Below are 23,288 nucleotides of genomic sequence, written 5' to 3'. Positions count from 1 at the left end.
TCCATTATTTTTTTATTATACAAGTATTATCAGATAGTTGATTAAAACCTACACAAAGCGTCGTTTGGTAACTTTCTTAAAAAACGTTATTCAATAATATGGCCCGTTTGTTGAACAACATGGCTATGCATTTATTGTTCTTTAAACGACTTTATAATAAATTAAACAACTTATTATCTGTATAGTATTGTAGTAAGTTAAAAGTTTTCCTTATCAAATATTTCAATATCAATAATCCGCGCACCTTGCTTTGTAATCGCTTGCTCAAGCTCGTTTACAGTGGATTGCTTAGCCCCTTTTGTTAATGTAATAATGACGCGTCGCAGATAGGTAGTATCATCATCTAGCGAGAACACACAGTGTAATGGCCAAACCTTTTTTACTGCAGTTAGGACTTTAATTAAAATACCATCCGTGTCAGGTAACGCAATCGTTACAGCGCAGCTTCCTGTACGATAGCCCCATGCTTCTTCAAGCAGCTCGAATACTTTTGAGTGAGGTAAAATGCCTGAGAAATTCCCCTTCGTATCTACAACCGCTAAATATGGTAATTGTTTGATTGAATGAAACACTTCAAAAAACGAGCTGTTTTCATGAACAAATGCATCGCTTTCGATACCTAAGTTTTTGACTGGCTGTTTCATATCTCCATCTTTTAGCTTGTACTCAAGTACTTCCACTTTATAAATGTTACCAACAAATTTTTCACCGTTGTCATCTAGAATAGGAATACAACGAAAACCATTGTCATTTAGTTGCCCTAACACCTGTGAAATAGTGTCCGATTCTTTTACAAAACTTACCTCTTTCTTTTTTACGATTCTTTGTTTAACTAACATAATGATGCCTCCTTCGATGTCATTAGCTATATTTTATAGGCTTTATGCTCAATGCGAAAGCTATTTTTTAGAATTTTTTGTATTTTGAGAAAAATATTAATAACGTATTATGAAATTGATATTCCCAACCGGCTTTTGTATATCTTTGGTCATGAGCTACCACAAAGTTAAAATCAATCGCCCTCTAGATTGGTTATAACTTCTACGACAAAAGCGAAGCGACAGACGCATTTCTGCTTTGTGTGGAATATGTGCACTTTTTGCATGGATATGTGCGAATCCCCAAAAAACCCCCTATTCTCCTCCCACCTTATGTAAAGAAACCAAACAATAAAAAAACCAACTCGCGAAAGTTGGTTCAACATTTACTTATAAAATTCATAATAAATATAAGCATAGGCCAATTTTCGACATTGCTCATACGTTGTTAAATTATTTTCGGCATTGTTTACAGCTGCAAAATAGATTGCTGCTAACGGGCTCTCCTCTTTTGGATATAGCTTTCGCACCTCGTGAAATGCACGCCCACTTAGTACCTCCGTACCGAGTTCTGATTTCCGAACTAGGTAGCCAATTGTCGTCTCATCTATCCGTGTATTTAGCAATCGCCGGTCCCCAAACGCGTCCTGTAATTTTTCGTTTATGCAATAAAGGATTTCATTTTCTAATTGTCGATCATCTTCACGTATTTTTATATCAACGATTACTAGCGAAAGGCCCTCCAAAGATGCGTTGTTCAAGAGTTCATTTACCTCGTTGATAAACTGGTCATAGCTCATTGGAAAACTGCTATCGACAAAATTCAAATTAGACGTGGCCATTGCCAAATGTTTTTGTAAATACTCTTTATCGATGTGAAGTTGCTTAAAATATTGATCGTAGGATTGCTGTATCTCTAGAGGTAGCTGCGCGTCGTTTATTTTTTGACTGATTACTGAAATACGTTCATATAAACCGACGATTAAATCACGATAACATACTTCATTTATACAGATTTTTAGCAATTTATGATAAAGTGTCAACGCCTCATTGTACTTGTTTAAAGAATTTAAAATATCCCCCTTTAATGATTCCAGCTTTAGCTTAAAGCGGGGTGTCAGTTCAAATGGTATTTGCTCAAAATACTTATTATAAATTTGGTAAGCATACTCATTTTTCTCCAATTTCAAGGACAGTTCAATATGCGCGATAATGCATACTAAAAAATCTTTATTACAGGCAGCACCCTTATTTTTCACCCAAAAAATAGATGGATATTTACTGCTTTCCCACAATACACTATCGATCCTCGTCTCAATCATAGACGCATTATATTTTTTCAAGGATGACGATAAAACTCCAAATTGTTTATATTCCATCGCATAGCTCATTGCCAGCTTATAGTAATTTCGAGCATCTTCAAAGTCCATATAAAAGTAGAAGCAATGACCCATAATCAAATAAATAGTTGCTACGTTTTCCTGATATTTTTCCTTAATAATCGGCTCGATTGTAATCATTAAATCTAACACTTCATTGTTCAATGTTGAAAATAGAAATGGTTCGATTTCAGCATTAATAAATTGAATTAGCTGTTCAAATTTCTCTTGGTGAATACACTCATGCACAATCGTTTGAAACTGTTCATATTGTTGCTCGATTGATGCAAATTGTTTCGTTTTGTATTCCGAAATTTCATCTTCAATACGCAGTTGTTCCTTCATGATTGCCAACTCCCCTATTATAGTTGAAATTCGCTAAATAGCTCTCGTTCGATAATTGAAATTTCGTCTAACATACGTATAATTTGCTGAACCTTTTCCGAAAAAAGGTCATTGTTTACTTGTATCCAGTTTCGAAGCTCTTTTAAAATAGTTGTTTCCAATTGAACTAGACGCTTCGGATAGCCCTCCTTAAGTAAAAAACGAGGGTCATATAATAGCATGGAATTATTCGAGTATTTCGAAAAAAAAACTAAATCATCCTTTGGAATTTCTCGTAAAACATCGCGTAAGCCATCTAAAAATAAATTCGTTGTTGCAGCCGCCGCTATTAATGATTGAACAGGGTTACCTACCGTAATTGCTTTCATTCGGTGTAACTTTTGGTTTTTCATAGCGGTATCTAACATAAATTGACGCAATAAAAATACAAATGCATTTTCTGAATTAACGACAGGTAGTTTTTTATCATCATAATAATAAAATATCCCAAAATCAGCCATCGTTAATAGGACGTATGGGGTATGTAAAAATTCATGACGCAATAAACTAAAGTAATACTCATAATGATGCCACTGCGAATAATACTGTTGCTGTTCCTCGGTTAAAAAAAATAACGAATCCTTTGAATCTAATACGTTCATCGCATCACCCCTCCATTTATAAAATATTATACATATTTTATGAAATATTAACATATTATAATAGCTTAAAAAGAAATATATGTAGTTTATAACAAGCATTTTTCAATACAAAATTTGGCACCAAGTGTATTTATCTAATAGAGTCCGTTCTGCTACGCTACGGGGGACGCTTTCCTGAGGGCGTGGCTTCAACTAACTTGTATGTGCCTCTTACGGTGGCACATACAAGTGGATTTTCCGCACACGCTTAATCCTCTAGGAGTCGCCCTAAGAAATGTGCTCCTGTCGCTACGCTTTCGTCGCAAAGTAAGGCTCAAATCATACGGCATTTGAGCCTTACTTCACTTCGCGGCACTCTACATTCAAGCTAAAGCTGGTTTTTATTACAAATATTTCGAAAAAAGTTTGTTGGGTCAAGCACTGTTAATAAAATTAAGTAAAAATTAGTCTAAGTATGGTTTTATTTTGACGCAATCAATGTAGCCAATTTTATTTACAAAGCTAACTTTTAATCAAAGATACAACATTGTATACAGCGTACTATTTTATTCATCACCGCCGCCTCGCGATAGCGCAAGCGGCAACATTGGACTCTTTTACCTTTATTAATAACGTAACATTTTAATTTGGCGGGCCTTGCATGCGGCATTAAAGACAGTAGTATGGACACGTACCACGTGGCCATAATGCTGTCATGCCGTAGCCCGCCGAAAATAAGTAACACTGCACTCAATACATTTTTTGTTAGTAAGTTTACTCAATGTTAGTATGAAGTTTAATTTATTTGATTATTTCATAGGAAAAAGTATAAAATGTTCAACTTTCAACAGAAAAAAACCGCCTAGAAAATAAATTCTAAGCGGCATTGCTATTATTATAATTGGCTTAGTACGCTAAACCGAATAACGCTTTAATATGCGTCATGTAACGAATGTTTGAAGCTTCTTTCATTAATGAAGCTGGTAAACCAACTAATTGTGTATTGTTTGCACCAATAGTTGCGATACCGTCTTTACGTCCTAAAGAACCTAAAGTACCAGAGTTTGTGAACTGGAATGCTTTCATGTCGTGATCTTTAATTTGAGCAAAGATGTTGTAACCAGCTTGCTCACCTTGTTGCCATGCTACTTGAGCAGTTGGCGCGTAAGTTGGGCGGTCGCCTGGGTTTGGAATGTGTGCAGAAGCATCACCTAATACAAATACTTCTGGGTGAGAAGTAGATTGTAAGAAGTCGTTGATTGTTGCTTTACCACGGTCACAGTTAAGACCTGATTCACCAACTAATGGAAGTGGAGCTACCCCACCAGTCCATACTAATGTGTTCGCAACGATTGGCTCACGGTCTTTTAATTGAATAACATTGCCTTCAACACCTGTTACAGGAGTTGAAGTGATGAATTCAACACCACGTTTTGCTAATGATTCAGTCGCACGAGCAATTAAGTTGTCTGGGAATACTGGTAAGATTTTTGGACCAGCTTCTACTAATTTGATTTTTAAATCTTCGAAAGGTACGCCGTATTTCGCAGCTACTTTCGGGAAGTGGTCTACGATTTCACCAACAAGCTCAACACCTGTTAAACCGCCACCGCCGATAACGATCGTTGCATCTGCTTCATTTTTTGATTTTGCATATTCAGCGATACGTGCTTCGATATGCTCACGGATAGCGTTTGCTTCGTCAACTGATTTTAATACGAATGAGTTTTCTTCTAAGCCTGGGATACCGAAGAATCCTGTTTGAGAACCTAAAGCAACAACTAATGTATCGTATGATAAAGTTTTACCATTTGAAAGTTGAACTTCTTTTTTGTCAGCGTTGAAGCTGTTTACTTTTGCGATTTCAAGGTTGATGTCTTTACCTTTGAAGATTTTTTCTAAAGATAGAGAAACAGCGCCCTCTTTAATTGTACCACCAGCTAAGCGGTGTAATTCTGTAATGATTTGGTGCGTTGGGAACTGGTTTACAACTGTAATGTTTGCTTCTAGCGTATTTAAATATTTGCGAGCTGTTTGAGCAGCTAAAACACCAGCAAAACCAGCACCTAAAATAACGATATCTTTTGTTACCATGATAACATCCTCCAATTAAATTAGATTGTGCGAATTAATTATTTGTCTTTTTTCTCAGCTGCTACAGCTAAAAATGCATTAGCAAAACGTAATGCGCCTTGAACTTGAGGGTCTTTTAACATTTTTAATAGACCAAATACACCTACTGTTTCACTTGAAACTTCAGCACGGTCTTTTGCTTCGATAGCCGTTTGAGCTAAAGATTTTGCCGTATCTACTACTGGGCTAGCCATTTCTGTTACAGCTGCAACTGTATCACTTTTTAATGTTTCGTCAGTTGCTACTGCAGTCGCGAAATCATATGCCTTAGTTAATAAAGTTGTCATTTCTGCTAACTTAGGTAAGTTGTCAACTAAAGTTGTTAACGAAGCTTGTACCTCTGGCTTTAATAGTTGGTCTAGTACGTCTAATTGTTCTTGTGTAACAGACACTTTTTCTACCTGATTATTCATTTCTGACATAATAACTCTCCTTTGCCAACACTTAATATTTTTTTCTTCATGAAAAGTCCAAAAACTATGTTTAAACTTTCACATTATCATTCAATAAGCAATCCTAGCACAAAGATTCGGTTGTTACAATTAGAAAATAAGAATATAAGAGAGAAAAATCAAATTTAACAATATTCTGAATTCTTAGTGCTATTTTTCGCGCTATTTTTGGTATAATAATCAGATATATTACTGCAAATAATAAGTAAAAACTTATTTTGGAGGTATTATTATGCGCAATAATCCACGTTATAAACGTGAACTGTTTACGAGGAAATATTATTCGTTATTTGAATTTACAAAGGTCGGATTAATCGCCTTCATTTGCATTCTCATCATTGGTAGTTTCATGCGAGTTGTTTTTGGATAAAAAAACTCCTCGTAAACAATGTTTACAAGGAGCTGTACATATCAATTACGCCTCGGCGTAATTGCGTCCAGATTTTTTTCGAGCCCGCTCGAAAAACTCCTTTAAAAAATCTGTGACATCCGCCGGGGGCAGTAACTTGATTCAGCTAAAAATGTCCCCCGCTGAACGGAGGACATTTTTAGCATTTATTCCCTAGTTATTCGAGTGAGGGACTTTTGCTGAAACAAGTTAGATTAATTTTCGCTTTCTCACTTCGATAAATTTCCCAGCAGAAAAAATAAGGACCGCAAGCCAAATACAGCTAAACGTAAAGAGCTCCGTCATTGTAAAAGGCTCTTTATAAACAAAGATTCCGATTACTAAGCTCATCGTTGGCGATAAAAACTGCACAAAGCCCAATAAATATAATGGAATTTTTTGTGCTCCTTTTGCAAAAAGCACAAGTGGTAATGCCGTTATAATCCCACTTCCTATTAATAATAAGTTAGTTTTCATATCCACTTGTAAAAAGGCAATATCGGTCGTCTGCATTAAGTAAATATATCCTACAATCGCGATTGGTAAAATAAAGAGTGTTTCAATTGCCAAGCCTCGCGTTGCATCTAGCGGAATTTTCTTTTTCAGCACGCCATAAATTGAAAATGATAGCGCAAGTGTTAGGGACACCCACGGAATCGTCCCACCCAAAATTGCTTGATATGCTACGCCAGTTGCTGCGATAATGACAGCTACAATCGTTGCACCTGATAGCTTTTCCTTAAAGATGATCAAACCGAAGAGCACAGAAATAAGCGGGTTAATGTAATAACCAAGACTCGCCTGTAGCAATTGCTCATTGTTAACCGCCCAAATATATACACCCCAGTTGACACTTATAACTAGTGATGCAATGAAGAGCGACCAAAACTGAGCTTTTCTCCCCCAGAGCGATCTAATATCCTCCATTAATTCCTTTCGCTGTTTTATGAGTAATACAAAGAGCGCCGTAAAAACGAATGACCAAATAACACGGCCCGCTAAAATTTCGAGACTCGAAACATACTGCACTTGTTTCCAATAAAGTGGGATAAGCCCCCACATTAAATAGGCTCCTGCCGCAAACAGGACGCCTTGTTTTTGTTGTGACATACTTGCACCTTCTATAAATTTAATAGAATTCATTATAGAGGTCGAAACGTGAGATGTAAATGTCGAAATCAATTTGAGTGCGTGAAATAAAGAATACTTTCACCCATCTCATTAAAAAATCAGCCGAATGTAGATTAAAAAGACAAAAAGAAAGTTACGTCAGCACTTTTTTTTAAGTAAATATGCACAAGCAAAAGCATTCGCGCAACATATTCGTGCCGAATGCTTCTCCTTATTTAAAATTCTTGTTGATAAAATCTAATGTGGAAGAATATTTTTTGATTTCATAATCTGTAAATCTCACCGAGTCATCTGAACCTTCTTCAATAAAACTATACTCTATTGAAGCTTTTGGATTAATCGTCTTTTCGAAAAAAGTAAAAATAGAGTTTAAATCTTTTTCTAAATTATCATTTGATTTAGTTAGGCTGTTTTCTTTGAAATATACAGTGGCAAAAATATTGGTACATTCGCCATTTCCATTAGTCAGCCTACAATTAAACCAATAATCATCATATTCAGAATCAAAAGTGAAACGTTCATTTCCAATTTTTTCTTTCTCAGATTCCCATTTTTTATTTTCATATAAACTAGCAATATTTGCATTTGTTTTTTTCATTTCCAACAAAAAATCTTCTTTTGTATTTACGCCCTTTAATTTTTCCATATCAAATACAAAGGTTTCACTCTCGTGTGGCTCTCTCATATCTGAGACATGAATAATTTCCAATAATGCCCCGCTTTGTTTTACTAATTTATATAACTCGAATAAGCGGTCTAAATCTTTTTCTTCAAAACTTGCTATTTCCATATGAGAGGTAGAATAAAAAGAACTCCAAATAGCTTTTTTTCCACCAACTTCTCCTATAAACACTCTATTTTCATCATTAAATGATTCATCAAATCCAAGTTTATTGATATCCGGAATGACTTTATCTAATTTATGTAGTTCCGTATCCGCTTCAAATGCATTTAAATAATTATCTTTGATTAAATACTTACTTTTGTAATTAAGTTCATTTTCTGATGGATTATCATATACCACAACGGAAAATTCCATTTCTTGATGGTCAACAGGAGCAACAATGTATGAATCCTCACCTAATTCTAATGAATTTTTATATGAATCTTTTACAACGATGTCAATTCCATGTGTATCTTTCACATAATTTTTTATTAACTCATCGTTAGAAAGAGAACTACATGCACTTAAGATCATTACTAAAAATATAGAAAGTACAGTTAATATTTTTTTCAATTTTTCTCCCCCTAATTAATTTATCAAATCAAAAAGTAATTATAGCAGAGGAAAATTATTTTGAAAAAGTTTGTAACACAAAAAAATATAATAGCAATGGCCTAAGATGGTCTTCACCGAACAAATTAGACTACTAAGATCTATTAAAAAACAGCCCGGCTCACAGTTTTTCGTAGCACTGGATAATCTCGATTTTTTGTTTTATTGAAAATTTCCCCGTAAAAAATACTCCCAATAGATAGACAGATTGTATTTTTTTATCTGTCTATCTATTGGTGAGCGTATCTAATCATATATTCTGGTGTTACCATTATTTTTGAAAGCAAAACAATTATTCATGAAGGGAAGATCTTTATTCGATTACATCAAACCATAACGGTGATTTATTTTCAAGATCACCATTGTAATTAATAGTTAATTCTTCACCCATCAAAATATCATTTAGTGCATAAAAGTCAATTGATAAATTTTCTGTATTATTTTCAAAATTAGTATTTGGAGTGTATGAATGATTAAAAAGTGATCCAAATCCAAGTGCAATGGCTGTATCATTTTTCCCCCAATAAAAGCTATAGTAAAGAAGGGAAGTCTTTTTTAAATATTTCCAATCCCCTTTAGGTAATATTATAACGGGTGATACCTCAATAAGTTCATCTTTTTTTATATCACGTGTAGCATATATACCTTTACCATATTTCCCGGTATCTTTTATACATATAGGACCCAAAGCAGTAACTCCTTTCCCCAATCCCTATATCTCTCCAATCAAAAAAATCATTATTGATTAGATTTTTAATCTAAATTCGAGAGTTGATTTTTTAAATAATCATTGCGTTCTCGAATAAATTGGAAAATCAATTCTGGTTCATTATCAAAAATATCAATCTTATTTTTTTTATAAGGATCAAGGAGGATATGGGGACGTATACATTGATGTAGTGGTAAGACTTTGTTTTCCATATAGTCAACTGTAAACATTGTTTCAAGAATTTCTTCTAATGTTTCTTTGTAAAGTTTGCGGAATTCGGGAACTTGCAATAGAACATAGTTAAGATGGTTTCCTGATTTACCTTCAATTGGGACATACGTATGATTCATTATCCCACCACTTACTTTCCGCCCCCAAGTTGCATCATAGTCCCATGGAAGTATTTCGAATAAGCAAGTGTCACTATTTCGATATAGGGCATAATTGTGTGTAAAACCGTCGTTATTCATTGTACAAACTGCTCCAGCGAGCCATCGGAAATATTGATCAATATTAATTTTCTGGGAGATTTCATCGGGGAATTTAGATGGAATTGTATTATTTATGGTTGTAATCAAATCATGAAGAAAGGTATCGTCTGATGAAGCTCCGCACACTCGTTTATAGCCCGACAAAAGTGATTTTTTGGGTTTCTTATCACGCACCAATGAGAAATTTGCATCATTGTTGATAGCGTAGTAAATGGGACCGGCGGGAAGCCCCCTCTTTTCTAAAAATAAATCATCAACTGATTCCAAGTGCAGGTAGACACCTTTCAATGAGTCATTTCTGTAAAAATTGATATGCTGACTATCTGGCGAAAGGACTCCAAGATCTTGAAAGAAGTCAAGTGAAAGCTTATTGCGGATTAGTGAGGGGTCTTTATATTCTGCATTGAGGTGGATTCTACGTACTCCTAAGAATTTTTCAGTATCATCGAAGTCAATCATATAGGATCTTTTACGGAATTTCCGTGTATAGTCTCCACGATAGGCAATCTTAATGTTGTACGTAATGTTATCTACCATCAACTTTGCGGAAACAGGGTCGTCTTTTGATACTTTTTTCCTTAACTTATTTAATGCCTTTTCTTTAATCATTAATAAATACGAGGGTATAATGTTTGACATGTACTCACCTCCCTAATGTACCCTTTCGGTTATCAATGTATATACTCTCACGGTATTAGACATGAATTAGCTTAAGTACACAGCTAATAAATAATTGTTATATTCGATGTCAGTTAAAGTAAATAGACTTTATATGTAGCTAATTAAATTTTTATAAGGAGAAAATGCCCCACTAACCTTTTGAATAGTGAATGGAGGCATTTTCTTTCACCTGGTACTTTTACAATGTTTCTGGTAAACGTACTTTACTTACATTTACGTTTACGTTTACGTTTTCCAGTAGATTTACAACCAGTAGATTTACGTTTACCAGTTGATTTACAACCAGTAGATTTACGTTTAGATTTACGTTTACCAGTTGATTTACTACCAGTTGAAGTACAACCAGTAGAAGTGTTACCAGTAGAAGTACAACTAGTAGAAGTACTTCCTGTAGACGAATGACTACCCGAACCTTTTTTTCCTTTTTTTCCAGGCACAACAGACACCTCCTTAAGAACAGCGGTAAATGTATAATACGTAATGAATGTTTCTTTACTTAGACTATTATCAATATAAATTTAGGAATTATGTCGACCCTAATACATAGTGATTTTAAGGTAAAGATGTGCACTTAGGTTGTACTTGTTAATCGAATAATGAAAAGTCTTAAAACCGTGATACCGTTTTTTCTAAGATTTTTTATTTTGTTCAGGCTGGAAAGGTAAAAATATTCATGGACTATGCGAAAATGCTCAACAAATGCAGAAGACTATGCGGTTATTTTCTATACAAATAACGTTTTCAAATGAAAGTTTGGAAACACAAAAAATCAGTCAAAACTTTAAAATAACCTTGTTTTGACTGGTCTTTATTTCATTGCTCTTATACATTTTTCATGCAAAAATGCTCAATCCCCTATTTATAAACAATTTCATACAACTTCAGAAATAGGCTGTTTCCAAAAAAATCCTGTTTACTCTAATGGTCCTTTTTCCAGCCCACAAAAAACCCCACACAACCGAAGTCATGCAGAGCCCTAACATCTATTCTTTTTGCACAATCCCATTTTGCAATAAGTACATTTTTTCATATAACCCTTTATGAGCAAGTAACTCTTGATGTGTGCCTCGCTCGACGATTTCCCCTTTATGCAGCACTAAAATATGCTCGGCATCTTGAATCGTCGACAAACGGTGAGCAATGGCAATCGTCGTACGTCCTTTGCGCATTTTTTCTAGCGATTGCTGAATGCCAACTTCTGTTTCCGTATCGATTGCAGCCGTTGCTTCATCTAATACTAAAATTTTCGGATTGGTTGCTACGGTACGTGCAAAGGCGATAAGCTGACGCTGACCACTTGAAAATGTTGAACCGCGCTCCGTAACACGACTTTGATAGCCATCTGGTAAGCTTTCAATAAAGTCATTTGCTTGCACAAATTCCGCCGCATGCTTGACATCGGTTAAGTTTAATTGTTCATTGTAAAGTCGAATATTTGAATCGACCGTGCCGTAAAACAGGAATGGATCTTGCAGCACAAGCCCCATTTTATCGCGAAGCTCTTGCTGCGAATAGTCTTTAATCGATTCACCATCAATGACAATATCGCCACGTTCAAATTCATAAAAGCGCATCAATAAATTGATAATCGAACTTTTCCCACTTCCCGTATGCCCAACAAGTGCCACCGTTTCGCCAGGATTGACGGTAAATGAAATATTTTTCAGCACATCCCGTTCCCCGTCATAGCTAAACGAAACCTCTTTAAATTCAATACGACCATTCGTAACAGTTAGTGATTTATCGTGCTGGGCTGGTTCCAATTCCTCATTATCCATTAACGCAAACACGCGCGATGCCGCAACAATGGCCTGCTGGAATAATGCTAAACGCTCCATCATTTGATTAATCGGGTCAAAGAAGCGGTTCATATACGTTATAAAAGCATAGACAACCCCAACTTCTACGGCTGTTTCAAACGAAGTCCACCCAAAATAAAATAGTAAAATAATAATCGCCGCGAAATACACTAAGTCAATAATCGGGCGCAACAGCAAGCTATTCATTTTCGTATTCGCCATCATCGCGTCAAAATGCTCATCATTAATAGCATCAAATTCCTCATTAAAGCGCTTTTCTTGACGGAAAGCCTGAACAATACTCATGCCAGACAATGTTTCCGATAAACGCGCATTCAGCTGACCAAGTTTCTCACGCATCCGCATATACACAACAGCACTAATTTTGCGATATAAATAAATGATGTAAATGACAACCGGTAAAATTAATAGCATAAATAACGCCAATTTCGCATTGAGTAAAAACATCGCGATATACACACCAACAATTAAAAACGCTGCCTGTACAAAACTAATCAAAACACTTACGAACATGTCCTTTATCGCTTCTGTATCATTAGTTGCACGACTGACAATAGACCCCGCTGGCACTTGGTCAAAATAACGCATGCCAAGTCTATGAATTTTTGAAAACACATCGATCCGTAGTTGCTGAATAACCTTTAATGCCAGCTCCTGGAACTTCAACGTTTGATAGTACGTAATAAATATATTCAATACTTGAATGACAAAATAACTGACCGCCAATGTCATAACTGGCTTAAAGACGATGTTATCCATCATTAAATAATCATCGATAAATACTTTAATAAAATACGGCCCGAACATATCCCCTACAACTGTTAGCGCCAGTAAAAATAACGCAACGGACAATAGCTTTTTATGTGGCTTTAAATACGTGAATAGGCGCATTAATACGACACGTTGCTCTTTCGATGATATTGTTTCCGTCGTTTGCTCATTCGCCATGCCCGTCACCACCTTGCTCTACTAACTGTTCGAGCTGTTGTAATTGATACATTTCATAATAACTGCCCTTTAATGCCATTAATTCCTCATGTGTCCCTTTTTCTATAATCGTGCCGTGATCGACTACAATAATGACATGGGCTTGCTGAATAGCACTTAAACGATGCGAGGTAATAATTGTTGTGGAATCTTTTCGTTCCGCTTTGAGCGCCTGTAAAATGGCTTCCTCTGTACGTGCATCGACCGCTGATAACGAGTCGTCTAAAATGAGTAATTCTGGTTTCATTAATAGCGCACGTGCAATGGAAATTCGTTGCTTTTGCCCGCCTGATAACGATACGCCCCGTTCCCCGACAACCGTTTTATAGCCATCCGTAAAGTCCATAATGTCATGATCAATATAAGCCAATTTTGCCGCCGCACGCACCTCTTCGATTTTTGCCTCTGCATTTGCGAACGCGACATTTGAGAAAATCGAAGCAGAAAATAGGAAATGCTCTTGCGGTACATAGCCAATTGCTTCACGTAGCTTTAATGTTTGGTAATCCGTAATCGAATAATCACCAAAGTGGATTTGTCCGTTATAGCCTTCAAACTCCCGTAGTAAAAGCTTTAAAATCGTCGTTTTCCCTGCACCTGTTTTCCCAACAATGCCAAGCGTTTCGCCACGCTTTAAGTCAAAGTGCACATTATGTAATGCTGGCTCCTTATCTCCAGGGAATGTAAATGAATTAATATGAAATGCCAAATCACCTGATGGCATTCTCGTAATCGCATTATTTTTATCATCAATTTCAATAGGTTCGTTTAATAGCCTTTCAATTCGATTGTACGAAACGCTGCCTCGCTCTACGATATTAAAGAGCATACCAATTGCCAACATTGGCCACACAAGCAGACTTAAATACGTCGTAAATGTTACTAAATCGCCAATCGACATCGCATCTTCTAATATAAATTTTGTCCCAAAGCCCAGGCTCAGCATAAAACTAATACCGACTACAAAACTAATCGTTGGGTCAAATAGAGAATCGATTTTTGCTACTTGTAAATTTTTATCCACGACTTCATCAGAAAGACGGGTAAAATCCTCTACATCTTGTCGTTGCTGACCAAACGTTTTCAACACTTTAATGCCCGATATACTTTCCTGCGTTTTATCATTCAAATCTGAAAACGCTGCTTGGGCATGGTGAAAACGTTGATGTAACAACTTACCATAATACGTTGTCGATAACGCCATTAAAGGCATCGGAATCAGTGCAATTAACGTTAAACGCCAATCAATTGTAATGGCCATCGCAAGTACAACAAAACCACCCGTTGTCAGCGAATCAAATAGCGTTAACACCCCGCCACCCGCTGTTTGCTGAACCGCGCTAATATCATTCGTCGCATGTGCCATTAAATCGCCAACACGATGTTTTTGATAAAAGGATGGCGACATGCGCGTAAAATGACGGTGCAATTTTTGACGCAAAACGCGCGCCAAATAGTTCGACGAGCCAAAAATCATTTGTCTCCAATAATATCTTAATCCATACATTACAAGCGCAACCGCTACAATAATGCCAATCAACGTAAACAGTTTTGCTTTCGTTAATGTGCCTTGTCCAATTTCGTCAATGGTGTAGCCGATAATTTTCGGTGGCACAAGCTGTAAGATGGCCACAAGCATGAGCATCAATAAACCTATAACATACTGGCGTTTACGCTCTTTAAAAAACCAGCCAAGCTTTAAAAACACCTTCATTTTTTCACCCTCTTTTATTCTCAAGTCTTACCATTTTAACAAAACTTTGAATTTTTTGATATATTTGAACACATTTTTTTCGAGCTCCGAATTATATTCAAGCTCGCTCTTCTAACCAATTGTAAAACGGCACTGGTCTTGTCGAAATCGTCGGTTGTTGATCCGTTACTGGTGCTTGTTCGATTGTAGGCAAAATCCATTTCTTATAAGCACCTAGTACAAAGTTTTCAAATGAGCTATAAATTGTAATTTGTTGATTGGCTACTAGAAACACACAATCTGTAATGATTTTCTTTGCGCGTTCAAATTGCTGCTCATTATATATCGCTAATTTTGGAATAATGGCATGTACTTGATTTGCAAAATACTGTGTTAATGGAAAATAACTAAAATGTGTTTGTAAATCTATATGCCATCTATTATGCGTTTTGCATAATAGATTATCTTTACTACTTTTTTTAGATTCAAAAGAAATTGATTCGTCTACAGTTTTCGGCGGTTCAAGCTTAGTTTGACAAGCTTTCACAGGCACATCTCGTTCGGACATTTCCGATGGGACATACGGACAAATGATGTAAATATTCGCCGCCTTAATACCGTTTAATTTTGTGAAAGCTACCTTTTGAATAATACCAATCTGCTGTAAATACTTCACTGCACGGTATACGGTTTTTGCAGAAATCGCGAGCTTTTTGGCAATCGTTTCTGCTTTTAGATGTGCTACGCCTGGTGTTGCCAACGCATGACTTGCAATGCAATGTAAAATTCGGAGCTGTGACTTTGTCAACGAATGGTCGTTTATGTACTGTTGAACATTTGAATCCATCTCACCAACCGACTGAAATTGTCTATACGAAGTTAAATGATGAAGCATTTGTAATTCCTCCTTTATAAGGTAAATTACAAAGTGCGTTCAATTTGGGGACGCTCGAGGGAAAAAATTTCAACTTTGCAGAGAAAATAAAATGGTCAATGTATAATAGCGCCTCTAAAACTAATACCAGTCACGTTTTTCAAAAACCCTGCCAAATTGTTGAATAATACACCTAGAAAGATTTACAGGAATTTACAACACCAAGGAAAATTGTTTATAAATAACAATTAGTAGGGCTTTTTAAATAATAATTGTACCGTTTCCCGGAAGATTAATAGGCCTTAATTTTCACTCAATTTCAATTTATGATTCTTCTGAAATATGACATAAGACTTTATATTTAGTACAATTAGATATTATCGGGAAATCCCAAAACAATAGGAGATTAATATATGTCGATTGAACATCTTATAAAACGTACCAGTACACAGGTACTGAACCAAAATTTCGTACTGGTTGCTTTAGAATCATCATTAGCAATGATTGAGTTTGACCCATATGGAAATGTACTTTGGGCAAATCTTAATTTCGCAAAAGCGATGGGCTATAGGGTTGAAGAACTGTCTAATATCCATCATCGGCAATTCTGTACTACTGAATTTGTAGAAAGCCCAGAGTATCATACTTTCTGGGAAAATCTCCGAAATGGAGAATCATTTCAACAAAAAATCCAAAGAATTACGAAACAAGGAAATTTGATATGGCTCGAAGCAACCTATACACCCGTTTTTGATGATAGCGGAGTAATTCAAGCCGTAATAAAAGTGGCTACTGATATTACAGCTCGTGAAAATGGAACTGCTAATGTTATCTCTAATTTGCTACGTATGTCAGAGGATTTAAAAGAACGGGCGGACAAAGGGATTAGCCGCAGTCATGATGTAGAATCTGCAATATCAAAAATTGTTGATCAAACCAATAAAAACGTGGAAGTCTTGCAGAAACTCAATACTCAAACTGAAGCCATTCGAGGTATCGTGAAAACCATCGATGACATTGCTACGCAAACTAATTTATTAGCTTTGAATGCTGCAATTCAAGCAGCTCACGCTGGTGAGCACGGAAGAGCCTTTAACGTTGTTGCAGGCGAAGTTCGAAAGTTAGCCAATCAAGCTAAGGAAGCGACTCAACAAGTACAAGCTAATGTAAAAAACATTTCTGAACAGGTGCAAAATATTAGTTTAGGAACAGAGCGTTCAGAAAAGTCAATTTCTGAAAGCCAGACACATATCGAACAAGCAGTACGCGAATTTATTGGGATTGGTGAATCAGCCCATCAGCTTGATAATCAAGCAAAAACATTAGTAGATCAGTTAAAAGGATAATCGTACAAAAGTTAGTATTAAGTCTTCAGAAAAAGTGCGCAATTGTGCATCAAGATTGTACTTTTCTCCATGAATAGTAGAAAAATTGAAGGAACCCCTTCACTTGTTTGATAAAAACATCTTAGAGATTGTGTAGGATAATAATCAAATCTAATATCCAAACTATGGATTAAAAATAAAAGGTTCAAATCAAATACGATTTGAACCTAAAATTGAAACACTTATTTAATTTTTTACATGCTTATACTAAACACGCCTCGTTTATTTCAGACGGTCTAAATCCTGATAATCCTGCATATATGGACCGCTATCGGCCACCATTGAATGATACAATGCTTTTACGGCAAAGTTTTTCTCTAAGCCCATTTCGCTTTTGAGCTTTTTTAATTCGTCATGTAGCTCACGATGTTCATTGATCAGCTTGAGCATTATTGTTTTATTATAGCGCATATTTTTTCTCCTATTTCGTTACTTGGATAAATACCACTTTTAAGTAATTAAACTCTGGGAAGTTGTGTGGTACGACAAAGTCCTCTGGTAATTGGTGCTCCTCTAAAATTTTGTAGCGTGCACCGTAGTCCTTAAACGCTTTGTCGATAAACGTTTTGAACTTTTTCATGTTAAAGCTTGCGTTATTTGTTGATGCGACAATGACACCACCGTCATTTGTGATTGTCAGTGCATCTTTTAACAGTTTCGGATAATCCTTCGCTGTACTAAACGTCATTTTTTTTGTACGGGCAAAACTTGGTGGGTCAAGTACAACAACATCAAACGCCAAGCCTTTACGTGCGGCATAGCTAAAGTAATCGAACACATTCATCACTTTAATATCCTGCGATTCATAATCAATTCCGTTGACGCTAAACTGCTCGATTGTTTTCGCTAAGCTACGTTTTGCAAGGTCTACACTTGTCGTACCAGCCGCGCCACCTAAAGCAGCCGCAACTGAAAATGCTCCTGTGTAAGAGAATGTATTTAATACCGTTTTGTCATTTGCATAACGGTCGCGTATCGCTTTACGCACATTACGTTGATCGAGGAAAATCCCCGTCATCGCACCGTCGTTTAAATCTACTGCATAATTCATGCCATTTTCTTGCACGATTAACGGGAACTCGCCCTTTTCGCCTGACACATAATCATCTTTTTCAATATACTGACCATTTGTGTTGAAGCGCAATTTTTCATATACTCCGCGCGTGTTCACCGCTTGCTTAAGCGCTGCATAAATATCTGCACGGAATGAATAAATACCTTCACTATACCAGCTCACCATGTAAAAGCCATTGAAAAAATCGATTGTTAAGCCTCCGATGCCGTCTCCCTCACCATTGAATACGCGGAAGGCTGATGTATCGTCTGATGCAAAAAAGTCTGCACGTTTTTCTGCCGCTTTACGAATTTTGCTTGTGAAAAACTTCACATCAATCGCTTCTTTTTCCTTACGTGATAGCACCCAACCAATGCCTTTATTTTGCGCGCCGTAATAGCCCGTTGCGATATAGCCACCATTTTTGTCAACTAAGTGCAGTAAGCTACCTTCCTCGACCTCTACTTCATTTGTCACAATGGCATCCTTTAAAATTAACGGATAGCCATTTGTTAAATCCTTAATTGCCTTCGCATCTACTTGTAATTCTACTAATTTTCTCATAAAGTCATCCTTTTGTTTTGCGTTCAATTAAAAAAAGACTTGCCCGCAAAAGACAAGTCTCTCGTATGTTCCTAGTGTACTACGAAAGTGCATGAATAGCTACTCGCACATTATGTTGTCACCTTGAACACGGTTTTCATTTTTTCGATAATGCCGCCTGCAGAGTACGTTAATACACTACGTTTGTAGAACGATAGGCTGACAAAGTATAATGCAAGCACCGTACCAACTAATAACCCAAAACTAATAATTGGCTCAATGGCGTTTATATCCGTTGCTCCTAAACGCATCGGCATCACCATTCCCGACGTAAACGGAATATATGAGAACACTTTAATGAGCATTGTATCAGGATTGCCCATCCCTGTAAGCATGACATAGAAGCCAATAAGCGTTAACATCATCGCCGGCATCATCACTTGCCCCGCCTCTTCTACCTTCGAAACAAGTGAGCCAAATAGCGCACCAATAATTAAATACATTAAAATCGTTAAGAACAAGAAGCCGACCACATACATGAAATAGCCAACCGATAACGAATTAAGTAAATCCGTCACAAACGACCATTTATTCCCACCATCAGAGAAACGTAGCAGTAAGAGCAGTCCACCAAACAGCACGACAAACTGCGTTAACGCAACTAAAAATGTTCCGATAATTTTCGAGCGGAAATGAATCTCAGGCTTTACACTAACAAGTAACATTTCTAAAGCGCGTGAGCCCTTTTCAGACGCCACATCCGTTGTTACCATCGATAAGTACGTCGCAACAAAAGCATAAATAATAATTCCAATTGCATAACTAATCCAAACGCCCGCCATTTTTTCATCTGCTGATTTCCCGTCCTCAGCCGCTTCATTTAACGAATTAAGCGTAATGACAGGCTCCGAAGAAAGTAGTAACTCCTGCTGTTCTGGGCTTAAATCAACCTGACTCATGGCATACATTTGCCCAACCTGATTAAGTATATTTTGATACTCTTGCTGGTCATTTAATGGCAGCGGATCATATGATTCTATTTTTGCAGCAAGCTTTCCACTAGCATCGCTTAATGTAAACGCGGCGTAATAATCGTCATCCTTTAAATTATCTGCCACTGCATCGGCCGCAACATATTCAAATGTGTAGTCATCCGTATTTTGAAGCACCTGTGACACATCAAAATCGGTTTCATTTACAACTGCAATTACATCGGCATCTCCTGAAAACAGCAGCTCCTTAATTTCCGACCAAAACATGAAACCCGAAAGCACAACTAAATACAGTAATGTCATTAAAATAAATGATTTTGACCGTATTTTTTGCTTATAAAGCTTTTTTACGAGTACATTAAATTTAGACAAGACCCGCACCTACCTTCTCCTTGAAAATTTCATGCAGCGATAAATAATCTAAGCTGAATTTTTCGATGTATGCGCCATTTGACAGCAATTCGAAAATTTGTGGTGCAAAAGATTCATCTTGTAATGTTAGCATCGCTTGCTCATCACGCTCCATCTTCACCTTTACAACGCCTGGATACCCAGCAAGCTCTGCCTCCGATTTATCGGTGCGCACTGTGAGATTCGTTTTTCCATATTGCTTTTTCAGGTCTAATAGCGAGCCCGAAAACAGCGATTCACCACGCTTTAATAAGCATAAATGGTCACACAGCTCCTCGACATTATCCATTTGGTGACTTGAAAATAGAATCGTCATCCCTTGGTCCCGTAAGTGCAAGATTGCATTTTTTAGTAGCTCCATATTCACCGGGTCTAGCCCACTAAAAGGTTCATCTAAAATGAGGAAGTCTGGCTTGTGAATAAAGCTCGCAATTAACTGTACTTTTTGTTTATTTCCTTTTGACAGCGTTTCAGCTTTTACATGGCGCTTCTCCTCAAGGTCAAAGCGTGCAATCCAAAAATCGATATCCTTTTTTAGCTCCTGCTTATCCATGCCGTGTAGCTCACCGAAAAAGTACAGCTGCTCTTCGACTTTCATTTGTGGGAAAATCCCGCGCTCCTCTGGTAAATAGCCGAGCATGTCACGGCTAATGGATTTAATCGGCTGACCACCCCATGTGATTGTTCCTTCTGTTGTATCTTGTAAATCTAAAATCATACGGAACGTCGTTGTTTTCCCTGCCCCGTTTTGACCAATCAGACCAAATATTTCGCCTTTTTGAATCGTAAAATTCAGCTGGTTGACCGCGGTAAAATCTTTGTAACGCTTTGTTACACCAGACAATTGTAATACCATTCAATTTCCCTCCTACAGTTCGAATAACTCGATTTCTTTTTTTAAATTACGTCTACGGAAAAACGATTTCAGCATTGGGTAAAGTATTACTACAGAAACCCCTGTGCTCAAGCCTGCCAAAAAGCTATTGGCATCCGCGCTAGCATCTGCGTAAGAAATAACACCATTCATTAGCGCTGACGCAATATTAAGCCCAAAAATCATCGCATAAATGGCGTAGATACGATTTGTATAAGCAAGCTTCGACGCAGCATCACTATATAGCTCAAACGCTCCCTTGCTTTGATGCTGACGAAAATACGCCCACGAAAAACGTTTTTGCACAACTTCAATGCCCGTACTTTCAATAAATGCCAAATAGTTCTTCGTTTCTTGACCAAAGCCTAAATTTTCGAGCATTTCCGTACGGTAAACATATTCTCCTGGCTTCCCTTTTTCAAAGGTGTAAAACGGGAAGCGAAACTTTTGGAAATGCAAGCCCTGACTTGCCATGTCATTGAGCCATTGTTCTTCCTTGACATCATCTAAAATTAGTTTAAATACTCGCATCACTTAGTCCCCTTCGCCTCGATTAACTTTTGCCCATTGTCGTAAAGCTCTTTTAAACGCGCGACTTCCATTTCGACAACTTCTTTGCCAAGCTGAGTGATGACATACTCCTTTTTACGTTCTTCCCCGGCTAAAGTTTCAATATATTTCTTATCTTGTAAATTTTTTAAAGCTCCGTAAGTTGTGCCTGCCCCTAATTTCACACGCCCAGCACTCCATTCTTCCACAATTTGCATAATGCCGTAACCATGCCGTGGTTCATAAAGTGCCAATAATATATAGTAAATCCCTTCTGTTAAAGGCTGATGCAAGTAGTTCCCTCCTCCAACTATCGCCCAATGATATATCGAGTGCTGATATATACACTATATCGACAGCTGATATAGATGTCAATAATTTTCCAATATTTTAAATTGATATTAAGACTTTTGTTAATGGGGGCTCTAGAAAAATGTGAATTTACAACGCTAAATTTATGCACAATTTTATACAGAAATTACACTGACGAAGCATTCCCCAAAACACGCTCAATCCATTGCCGACACTGAATTTTAGTAAAATTGTACAAAACAACACTTAAACAATGTATCAATTAAAAAGCCAGAAACGTTGATTTAACAATGTTTCTGGCTTTTTTTGTATTGCTAAACTTTTATTTGTGAATGTTATTAGATAATGAAATGTAAATTCTATTTGTCAAATTTCATTGGAATATCAACTAATGAATAATCACCAGTCCATTTTTGTGTTGTGACAATCAAATCCTCACCTTGTTTTTCAAAGAAGAGTCCACTTCCATCTTTTCGTTCGAATACCCAATCTTTTTGGCTCAACAAATCTATAATTGTTTCATCAACAATAGATTGATCTTGCTCGTTTACTATGTACCATTCTTTCTCGTTTCCACTAGTTATTTTAATGATTTTTTCGTCAGATTTATTTAGTTTTTCAATCACTTCTTTTTTGCTTATAGTTTCTATTGGTAACGGAGGGTAATAAAGTTTGTTGTAAAATACAAATGCTCCAGCCAATACTACGATTAGCCCGAATGTTATTAATATTTTCTTCATAAGTCACCACCTTTTTATCAGTTATATAAGCTGTATTCGATTTAACATTCTAATGTCCTTTTAAAATTCATTCTCAAAGCGAGATTTGGGGACAATTTGCTTTTAACGTTGTAAATCCAAATGAACAACAATAAGTAATTATTTTTTATTTTTAAGATCTATAAGTATAGGTGCTATATTTAGTAAGATAGAAACAATTGTCAAAAACCACAAAGCCCTTCCAAAATTAGGTACTTCACTTAAAGCTGACCAATCTTCACCTTTTATCCAATCAGATACAAGACTATGTTCTGCACAGAGTGTCAATGCCGTAAATGATAACCCCATTGCCATTGCCAATTTATAATCTTTGCCTGTTCCATACATATAAAGATTTATAAAAGTTGCTACTATTGCAATAAAACCTAATATTAACCACATAATGAGACCCCCATTAATACTTGCACTTCCCTTTTAAATTTATTTTGCATGGGCAAATTCAGAAATATAATTCTTGATTCTTGAAAAATTAATTTTACTGAACAAAAATTATTTAATTATAGAACCAAACTGTGTCATAAAAAAAGACGGGTTTCCCCGTTTAATTTTTTAGCTTGTTAGCAATAGTCCTGAGTATTTCATTTTTTTCTTG

General features: G+C 36.5%; 23 protein-coding genes. 3 read left to right on the top strand and 20 right to left on the bottom strand.

The window, feature by feature from the left end; all coding sequences use genetic code 11:
• Positions 1-197 precede the first annotated feature (197 nt).
• The 5 genes from cbpA to O7776_RS07820 all read right to left on the bottom strand — a co-directional run bounded on the left by cbpA (position 198) and on the right by O7776_RS07820 (position 5,717).
• Entirely contained in the window at positions 198-839 is a 642-nt protein-coding gene (cbpA, locus tag O7776_RS07840) for a cyclic di-AMP binding protein CbpA (RefSeq protein WP_274310040.1), read from the bottom strand.
• A 365-nt stretch (positions 840-1,204) separates the two neighbouring features.
• Positions 1,205-2,542, bottom strand: a complete 1,338-nt coding sequence (locus O7776_RS07835; RefSeq protein WP_274310039.1) for a hypothetical protein — start codon at positions 2,540-2,542, stop codon at positions 1,205-1,207.
• A gap of 17 nt (positions 2,543-2,559) precedes the next feature.
• On the bottom strand, positions 2,560-3,183 hold the full coding sequence (locus tag O7776_RS07830) for a serine protease (RefSeq protein ID WP_274310038.1): 624 nt from the start codon (positions 3,181-3,183) through the stop codon (positions 2,560-2,562).
• An 885-nt stretch (positions 3,184-4,068) separates the two neighbouring features.
• The gene (locus tag O7776_RS07825; protein ID WP_274310037.1) at positions 4,069-5,256 is read right to left on the bottom strand and encodes an NAD(P)/FAD-dependent oxidoreductase; all 1,188 of its coding nucleotides are present in this window, start codon (positions 5,254-5,256) and stop codon (positions 4,069-4,071) included.
• A 38-nt stretch (positions 5,257-5,294) separates the two neighbouring features.
• A complete protein-coding gene (locus O7776_RS07820) occupies positions 5,295-5,717 on the bottom strand; it encodes a helical membrane plugin domain-containing protein (protein WP_274310036.1) in 423 nt (140 codons plus the stop codon).
• A 262-nt stretch (positions 5,718-5,979) separates the two neighbouring features.
• Here O7776_RS07820 and O7776_RS07815 point away from each other — a divergent pair, with 262 nt between their 5' ends.
• On the top strand, positions 5,980-6,117 hold the full coding sequence (locus O7776_RS07815) for a hypothetical protein (RefSeq protein WP_274310035.1): 138 nt from the start codon (positions 5,980-5,982) through the stop codon (positions 6,115-6,117).
• A gap of 228 nt (positions 6,118-6,345) precedes the next feature.
• On the opposite strand, the gene rarD is transcribed toward O7776_RS07815, so the two are convergent.
• The 4 genes from rarD to O7776_RS07795 all read right to left on the bottom strand — a co-directional run bounded on the left by rarD (position 6,346) and on the right by O7776_RS07795 (position 10,381).
• A complete protein-coding gene (rarD, locus tag O7776_RS07810) occupies positions 6,346-7,245 on the bottom strand; it encodes an EamA family transporter RarD (RefSeq protein ID WP_274310034.1) in 900 nt (299 codons plus the stop codon).
• A gap of 232 nt (positions 7,246-7,477) precedes the next feature.
• Positions 7,478-8,503, bottom strand: coding sequence for a hypothetical protein (locus O7776_RS07805; protein WP_274310033.1), 1,026 nt, complete (start codon positions 8,501-8,503; stop codon positions 7,478-7,480).
• Between the two features lie 352 nt (positions 8,504-8,855).
• Complete coding sequence (locus O7776_RS07800) at positions 8,856-9,251, bottom strand: SET domain-containing protein (RefSeq protein ID WP_274310032.1); 396 nt, start codon at positions 9,249-9,251, stop codon at positions 8,856-8,858.
• Between the two features lie 44 nt (positions 9,252-9,295).
• Positions 9,296-10,381, bottom strand: a complete 1,086-nt coding sequence (locus O7776_RS07795) for a CotH kinase family protein (RefSeq protein ID WP_274310031.1) — start codon at positions 10,379-10,381, stop codon at positions 9,296-9,298.
• Between the two features lie 225 nt (positions 10,382-10,606).
• Here O7776_RS07795 and O7776_RS07790 point away from each other — a divergent pair, with 225 nt between their 5' ends.
• A complete protein-coding gene (locus tag O7776_RS07790) occupies positions 10,607-10,825 on the top strand; it encodes a hypothetical protein (RefSeq protein WP_274310030.1) in 219 nt (72 codons plus the stop codon).
• A 581-nt stretch (positions 10,826-11,406) separates the two neighbouring features.
• On the opposite strand, the gene O7776_RS07785 is transcribed toward O7776_RS07790, so the two are convergent.
• The 3 genes from O7776_RS07785 to O7776_RS07775 all read right to left on the bottom strand — a co-directional run bounded on the left by O7776_RS07785 (position 11,407) and on the right by O7776_RS07775 (position 15,818).
• Positions 11,407-13,191: an ABC transporter ATP-binding protein gene (locus O7776_RS07785; RefSeq protein ID WP_274310029.1), complete on the bottom strand. Its 1,785-nt coding sequence runs from the start codon at positions 13,189-13,191 to the stop codon at positions 11,407-11,409.
• Positions 13,181-14,944 carry an ABC transporter ATP-binding protein gene (locus O7776_RS07780; protein WP_274310028.1) on the bottom strand — a complete coding sequence of 588 codons (1,764 nt, stop codon included), beginning with the start codon at positions 14,942-14,944 and terminating at the stop codon, positions 13,181-13,183. Before O7776_RS07780 ends, O7776_RS07785 begins: the two co-directional genes overlap by 11 nt.
• Before the next feature lie 97 nt (positions 14,945-15,041).
• The gene (locus O7776_RS07775; RefSeq protein ID WP_274310027.1) at positions 15,042-15,818 is read right to left on the bottom strand and encodes a helix-turn-helix domain-containing protein; all 777 of its coding nucleotides are present in this window, start codon (positions 15,816-15,818) and stop codon (positions 15,042-15,044) included.
• A gap of 392 nt (positions 15,819-16,210) precedes the next feature.
• Between O7776_RS07775 and O7776_RS07770 the strand changes: the two genes are divergently transcribed.
• A complete protein-coding gene (locus O7776_RS07770; RefSeq protein ID WP_274310026.1) occupies positions 16,211-17,143 on the top strand; it encodes a methyl-accepting chemotaxis protein in 933 nt (310 codons plus the stop codon).
• 261 nt (positions 17,144-17,404) lie between these two features.
• Here the strand turns inward: O7776_RS07770 and O7776_RS07765 are convergent, their stop codons facing one another.
• From O7776_RS07765 to O7776_RS07730, 8 genes are all read right to left on the bottom strand, one after another.
• Positions 17,405-17,593: a hypothetical protein gene (locus O7776_RS07765; RefSeq protein ID WP_274310025.1), complete on the bottom strand. Its 189-nt coding sequence runs from the start codon at positions 17,591-17,593 to the stop codon at positions 17,405-17,407.
• A gap of 10 nt (positions 17,594-17,603) precedes the next feature.
• Complete coding sequence (locus O7776_RS07760) at positions 17,604-18,800, bottom strand: class I SAM-dependent rRNA methyltransferase (RefSeq protein WP_274310024.1); 1,197 nt, start codon at positions 18,798-18,800, stop codon at positions 17,604-17,606.
• A gap of 110 nt (positions 18,801-18,910) precedes the next feature.
• Complete coding sequence (locus O7776_RS07755; RefSeq protein WP_274310023.1) at positions 18,911-20,152, bottom strand: ABC transporter permease; 1,242 nt, start codon at positions 20,150-20,152, stop codon at positions 18,911-18,913.
• On the bottom strand, positions 20,136-21,038 hold the full coding sequence (locus O7776_RS07750) for an ABC transporter ATP-binding protein (RefSeq protein WP_274310022.1): 903 nt from the start codon (positions 21,036-21,038) through the stop codon (positions 20,136-20,138). The genes O7776_RS07755 and O7776_RS07750 overlap by 17 nt, the downstream gene beginning before the upstream one ends.
• Positions 21,039-21,050: 12 nt before the next feature.
• Positions 21,051-21,587 carry a DUF2812 domain-containing protein gene (locus O7776_RS07745; RefSeq protein WP_274310021.1) on the bottom strand — a complete coding sequence of 179 codons (537 nt, stop codon included), beginning with the start codon at positions 21,585-21,587 and terminating at the stop codon, positions 21,051-21,053.
• Positions 21,587-21,898, bottom strand: coding sequence for a PadR family transcriptional regulator (locus O7776_RS07740; RefSeq protein ID WP_274310020.1), 312 nt, complete (start codon positions 21,896-21,898; stop codon positions 21,587-21,589). Before O7776_RS07740 ends, O7776_RS07745 begins: the two co-directional genes overlap by 1 nt.
• Before the next feature lie 378 nt (positions 21,899-22,276).
• Positions 22,277-22,657, bottom strand: coding sequence for a hypothetical protein (locus O7776_RS07735; RefSeq protein ID WP_274310019.1), 381 nt, complete (start codon positions 22,655-22,657; stop codon positions 22,277-22,279).
• A gap of 138 nt (positions 22,658-22,795) precedes the next feature.
• Entirely contained in the window at positions 22,796-23,077 is a 282-nt protein-coding gene (locus O7776_RS07730) for a hypothetical protein (RefSeq protein ID WP_274310018.1), read from the bottom strand.
• Positions 23,078-23,288 lie beyond the last annotated feature (211 nt).

It is taken from the genome of Solibacillus daqui (genome assembly GCF_028747805.1).
Classification (GTDB): domain Bacteria; phylum Bacillota; class Bacilli; order Bacillales_A; family Planococcaceae; genus Solibacillus; species Solibacillus daqui.
The sequence above is the reverse complement of the archived record's forward strand: the minus strand, read 5'-3'. Positions and strand labels throughout refer to the sequence as shown.